The organism is Psychromonas sp., from assembly GCF_983033635.1.
In genome coordinates this window covers 3,997-8,877 of sequence record NZ_CEZLMY010000094.1, presented here as the reverse complement: position 1 = coordinate 8,877, position 4,881 = coordinate 3,997, and the positions used below count along the sequence as shown (strand labels likewise).

The window sequence follows — 4,881 nt, the reverse complement described above, 5'->3', positions numbered from 1 at the left end:
GCAACGACATGAAACAGAGCAGGTAGCAACTGCCGTGGCGGAAATGTCTGCGGCGGCAAGCCAAATTGCGGTTAATGCACAAGGCGCGGCAGAAGCGGCCCAAGATGCTGATAATGAAGGTCAAGTAATCAATAAAGTGGTCGATGAAGCAATCTCATCAATTCAAGGCCTGGCAGATAATCTCGCGACCGCAGAGCAAGTTATTGGCGAACTGGAACATGAAGTAACAGATATCAGTACGGTATTAGATGTTATTAAAGGCATTGCAGATCAAACTAACCTTCTCGCTTTGAACGCGGCCATTGAAGCGGCTCGTGCTGGTGAACAAGGGCGAGGTTTTGCAGTTGTTGCAGATGAAGTACGTAACCTTGCAGGTAAAACCCAAGAGAGCACTGAAGAGATCAACTCCAAAATTGCAAGCTTACAAGACGGTGCTCGACGTGCAGTTGAATCGATGAAAGAAAGCCGGAAAACCAGTGATATTAGCGTACAAAAAGCTGGGGAAGCTGGCGAATCTCTGGTTCGAATTTCAGGCTCTGTATCGCGCATTTCTGAGATGAATATTCAGATAGCCACTGCGTCAGAAGAGCAAACCAACGTTACTGAAGAGATTGCCCGTAATATTGTGAATATTTCAGATGCAACTGAAGTTACCAATGTAGCTGCCAATGAAACAGTAAAAACCAGTGAAAAATTATCGGATATCGGCAAGGTGATTAACGATGAAGTAAACCAGTTTGTCATTTAACTAAGGAGCAAGGGTACTAATTAAGACTCTTATTTAATACCCTTATCAAACAAACGATATAGCTAATGCCATTCACTCAAGAGTGGCATTTTTTTTGTGCTAACAAGCTAGTTTCAAGCATATATACCCAAACGACCTCAAGATGCAGATTCAGAGCTTCGCCAGGATGCTAGAACAAGACGCAACATGATGAGAATGGTTATTCCCTTTTCAAGTGTTGCAACGCAGTGCTAGCTTTCGGGCGAAACTCCCGAAGGGCAAGGCGATAAACGATGATCTTCGTTGTTAGAAGGTTTTGATTTAGAGTGACTAGATCATCAACCTTCTGCCTAGAATCTCATCATTTATCGACTTGCTGATTCCTGCATCTTGAGGTGGCTTGGGTATACACATTACAAATGTGTAAACACTTACTTACCATTTAAAGCCGTTATTTATGGTTTGTTTAAAACCACCTAGGGGTTGATAGGCCAACCGCCCAATGCTTTCCATTTGTTAACCATATAGAAAAACAGTTGTGCAGTTACTTCTGTATCATATAAAGCGGAATGTGCTTCATTATTGTCGTAGGGGATTTTTGCTTGCTCACAAGCTTTAGCAAGTACAGTTTGTCCTAACGTCAATCCAGCCATACTTGCAGTATCAAAACTCGCAAAAGGATGAAACGGCACGCGTTTTAAATTACAACGTAATGTCGCTTGATTAATAAAGCCTTGATCGAATGAGGCATTATGTGCAACCAAAATAGAACGGTTACACTTATTATCTTTTTGATGTTTGCGTACTAACTTGAATATCTCAGTTAACGCTTCTCGCTCATCGACAGCACCACGCAAAGGGTTGAAGGGATCAATGCCGGTAAACTCTAACGCCTTAGGATCTAAGTTTGCACCTTCAAAAGGCTGCACATGGAAATGAATTTTCTCTGCACAATAAAGGTAACCTTGCTCATCCATCGCAGGTAAAATAGCTGCGATTTCCAGTATTGCATCTGTTTGAGAGTTCAGACCAGAAGTTTCGATATCAATAATAACAGGGTAATAACCACGAAAACGCGCGGCCAATAAATTTTCCATAGTTTACTCAAAGATCAAAAAAAGAATCGCAATTATGCCAGAAAGAGAGATAAACAGCATAAATTTAGCTAAAGAAATATCTTGAGTTGCCGATATTTACTAAGACGTCTTAATATAACGAGCCGAATTATGAAAAAAATCATCTTTATTACATTGCTGTTTTGCTTTAATTATTCTTATGCAGCCAATAAAAGCTACTCTGCAGACATTGATAACTCACTCTGGTATATCTCTAATGCCACACCAATTCAGTGCACCCTAGAGCACCCTATTCCACGTTATGGTCAGGCTAATTTTGAAGCAAGAGCAAGTAAGAAGATCAACCTGGATTTTATATTACACAGCAGACAGGCGATGCCTAAAACACGCATGGCTACATTGAAATCAGTACCGCCACAGTGGCGTCCTGGTAACGGCAGTGAAAAAATTGATACCGTTAAATTCCATCAGCAATTTGATGGTTATGTCACCCGCCAAAGCGCTTGGCGTATGTTAAATGAATTAGAGTCAGGCCAATACCCTACTTTTTATTTTAAGGATTGGTATAACAAAGACCAGATAACCGCAATTGGTCTTTCATCTGTTAACTTTAATAACAGTTACGATGAGTTCAATGACTGTATTGATCAATTACTACCCTATAATTTTGATGATATCGCTTACAGCATACTTAAATACAATAAAAATGGCATAAAACTAACTACATTTTCCAAAAAACGTTTGAAGATGATTGGTGATTATATCAAGCATGATGAAAATATTAGTGTCGTTCTTGTTTCAGGTTATTCAGACAGCTACGGTGGGCGTTACCACAATCAGCAATTATCAGAACAACGTGCAACATCAGTAAAAGAATATCTTGCACAACTGGGTATGGATGATGAAAAGATTCAGGTGACGGGCTATGGTGAAAAACACCATGTTGCGGATAACCGGGATGTATTGGGCCGCATGCAAAACCGTCGAGTGGTTATTTCAATTGAAAGGGAAGAAATTTAACGTTATCCCAAACCACTTGAAAAGGTAAGTTTGGGATACACGTCTTAAACTATTTTTTCATTTTACTCATCAAATCAGCAAACGGGTTATACGTCGCGCTAGCTTGTAAATCATCCCCCGCCTCAACCGTACTACCGTACAAATCTGCCTGGGTATATTTATCATGCTCATGGTCATGACAATAAATACATAACAGTTCCCAGTTACTACCATCTGCAGGATTATTACTATGGTCATGGTCCATATGGTGAACCGTTAACTCTTTCAAATTAGAATAAACAAATTCACGTGCGCATTTCCCGCAAACCCATGGAAATAGTTTTAATGCTTTATCACGATAATCACTTTCTAAACTTTTATAATTGCCTGGAATATAAGCCATCGTTGCCTTCAATGTTAAATTTATTTAAATATGGCTATATTTTAGCTGTAACGCCTTCAGTAGTGAATAGACAAGTCGTAAAATATTGCCACAACTCAAGCTAAAGCCTGTTAAAATGGCTTCTTTTTTAAATGAGTAATTTTAAATATGGCGATTCAGTGGTTTCCCGGGCACATGCACAAAGCACACAAAGAGATCAAAGAGGTATTACCGCAAGTTGATATCATTATTGAAGTTGTTGATGCGCGTATCCCATACAGTAGTGAAAACCCATTAATTTCTCATATTCGCGAAAAAACGCCCTGTATCAAAGTCCTTAATAAATCAGATTTAGCCGATCCTGCAATAACCGAGCAATGGATAACTTATTTAGAGCAGGAGCAGGGCATTAAAGCACTTGCTATCACCACCAGTAAACCGGAACAGGTTCATCAGATAACTAAACTATGTCAGCAGATGTTACCCAACCGTTTAAGCCAGGATAAACAGATCCGAGCCATGATTATGGGCATTCCCAATGTAGGTAAATCAACCATTATCAATATTTTAGCGGACCGAATTATAGCCAAAACAGGTAATGAACCGGCCGTTACCAAACAGCAGCAGCGTATTCGTTTACCAAGCGGCATTATGCTGTCGGACACACCCGGTTTTTTATGGCCTAAAATTGAAAATGTAAATTCCGGCTACCGCCTTGCAGTAACCGGCGCGATCAAAGATACTGCGATTGAATATGAAGATATCGCCTATTATGCAGCCGAATACCTTTTAGAAAACTATCCAGAGCGTTTAAAAGAACGTTATGAACTGGAAACTCTGCCGCAAAGCGATCATGAACTGATGGAAGCAATTGCACTACGTCGAGGCTGTTTACGTGCCGGTGGGCATTTTGATATTTACAAAGTATCAACCATTTTATTAAATGAACTGCGCTCTGGTGCGCTTGGCCCATTAAGTGTTGAAACACCGGAAATGGCAATCGTTGAAAAAATTGCAGTTGCAAAACTGATGGCAGATCAGGCTGAAAATAAAGTAGAAAAGAAAAAATCGAGAAAACGTAAATATAAACGCCGTTAAGATATTAGCGCCAACGCGTTAACTTTATAAACTGATTAACTTAAACCGGGCTCGCAATTGCTTTGCGACACTGAAAAACAGGGTCTTTATGGCCCTTCTCTCCAGACTCAATTTCTTTTAACTTATGATCCCCCTTCCCTTCACTAAGGCCTATCACTCATTAATTTTTCTCTGTCAGACACTATGCTGACCGTAATAATAGCAATCCGCAAAATTAACTGATCTATTTTTGTTTTTGGAAGTGTGGTTTTAACCACGTAATATCATAGGCGCGACTGAAGAACCAGGGTTCGCAGAGCTTACCGCTCATAAACCAGAACTGGCGTTCAATTCGTCAAACTTCCACAAATAGAGCATAGCATTAAGAGGATTGGTATAAGATTTACACTTGCAGCGACAACAGGATGTTTTTATAAATATAAGACTGTAAAAAAAACGGTGCGCGAGAACTAAAAAGCCCCCGCGCACCGAAGGGTGCAACTATTTCAACATTCTTTGTGGCGGTTATATGAGTTCTGTCATTTGTGTGCCGCCTGTGATTTTAATATCATCGAAAGCAAAGCGAATTTCTCGAGTACGTCTTTCTATCGCCTGTGGCA

At 40.1% G+C, this 4,881-nt stretch carries 5 protein-coding genes; 3 read left to right on the top strand and 2 right to left on the bottom strand.

Annotated elements, in window-relative coordinates:
- On the top strand, positions 1-748 hold a 748-nt coding region (locus AC4GME_RS12315), incomplete at its 5' end, for a methyl-accepting chemotaxis protein (protein ID WP_490379465.1).
- 455 nt (positions 749-1,203) lie between these two features.
- Here the strand turns inward: AC4GME_RS12315 and rnt are convergent.
- Entirely contained in the window at positions 1,204-1,824 is a 621-nt protein-coding gene (rnt, locus tag AC4GME_RS12310; protein WP_490376911.1) for a ribonuclease T, read from the bottom strand.
- Between the two features lie 129 nt (positions 1,825-1,953).
- Between rnt and AC4GME_RS12305 the strand changes: the two genes are divergently transcribed.
- Entirely contained in the window at positions 1,954-2,823 is an 870-nt protein-coding gene (locus AC4GME_RS12305; RefSeq protein ID WP_490376910.1) for a flagellar protein MotY, read from the top strand.
- 49 nt (positions 2,824-2,872) lie between these two features.
- Here the strand turns inward: AC4GME_RS12305 and AC4GME_RS12300 are convergent, their stop codons facing one another.
- The gene (locus tag AC4GME_RS12300) at positions 2,873-3,205 is read right to left on the bottom strand and encodes a YajD family HNH nuclease (RefSeq protein ID WP_490376909.1); all 333 of its coding nucleotides are present in this window, start codon (positions 3,203-3,205) and stop codon (positions 2,873-2,875) included.
- A 147-nt stretch (positions 3,206-3,352) separates the two neighbouring features.
- On the opposite strand from AC4GME_RS12300, the gene ylqF reads away from it, so the two are divergent.
- Positions 3,353-4,282, top strand: a complete 930-nt coding sequence (ylqF, locus tag AC4GME_RS12295) for a ribosome biogenesis GTPase YlqF (RefSeq protein ID WP_490376908.1) — start codon at positions 3,353-3,355, stop codon at positions 4,280-4,282.
- Positions 4,283-4,881 lie beyond the last annotated feature (599 nt).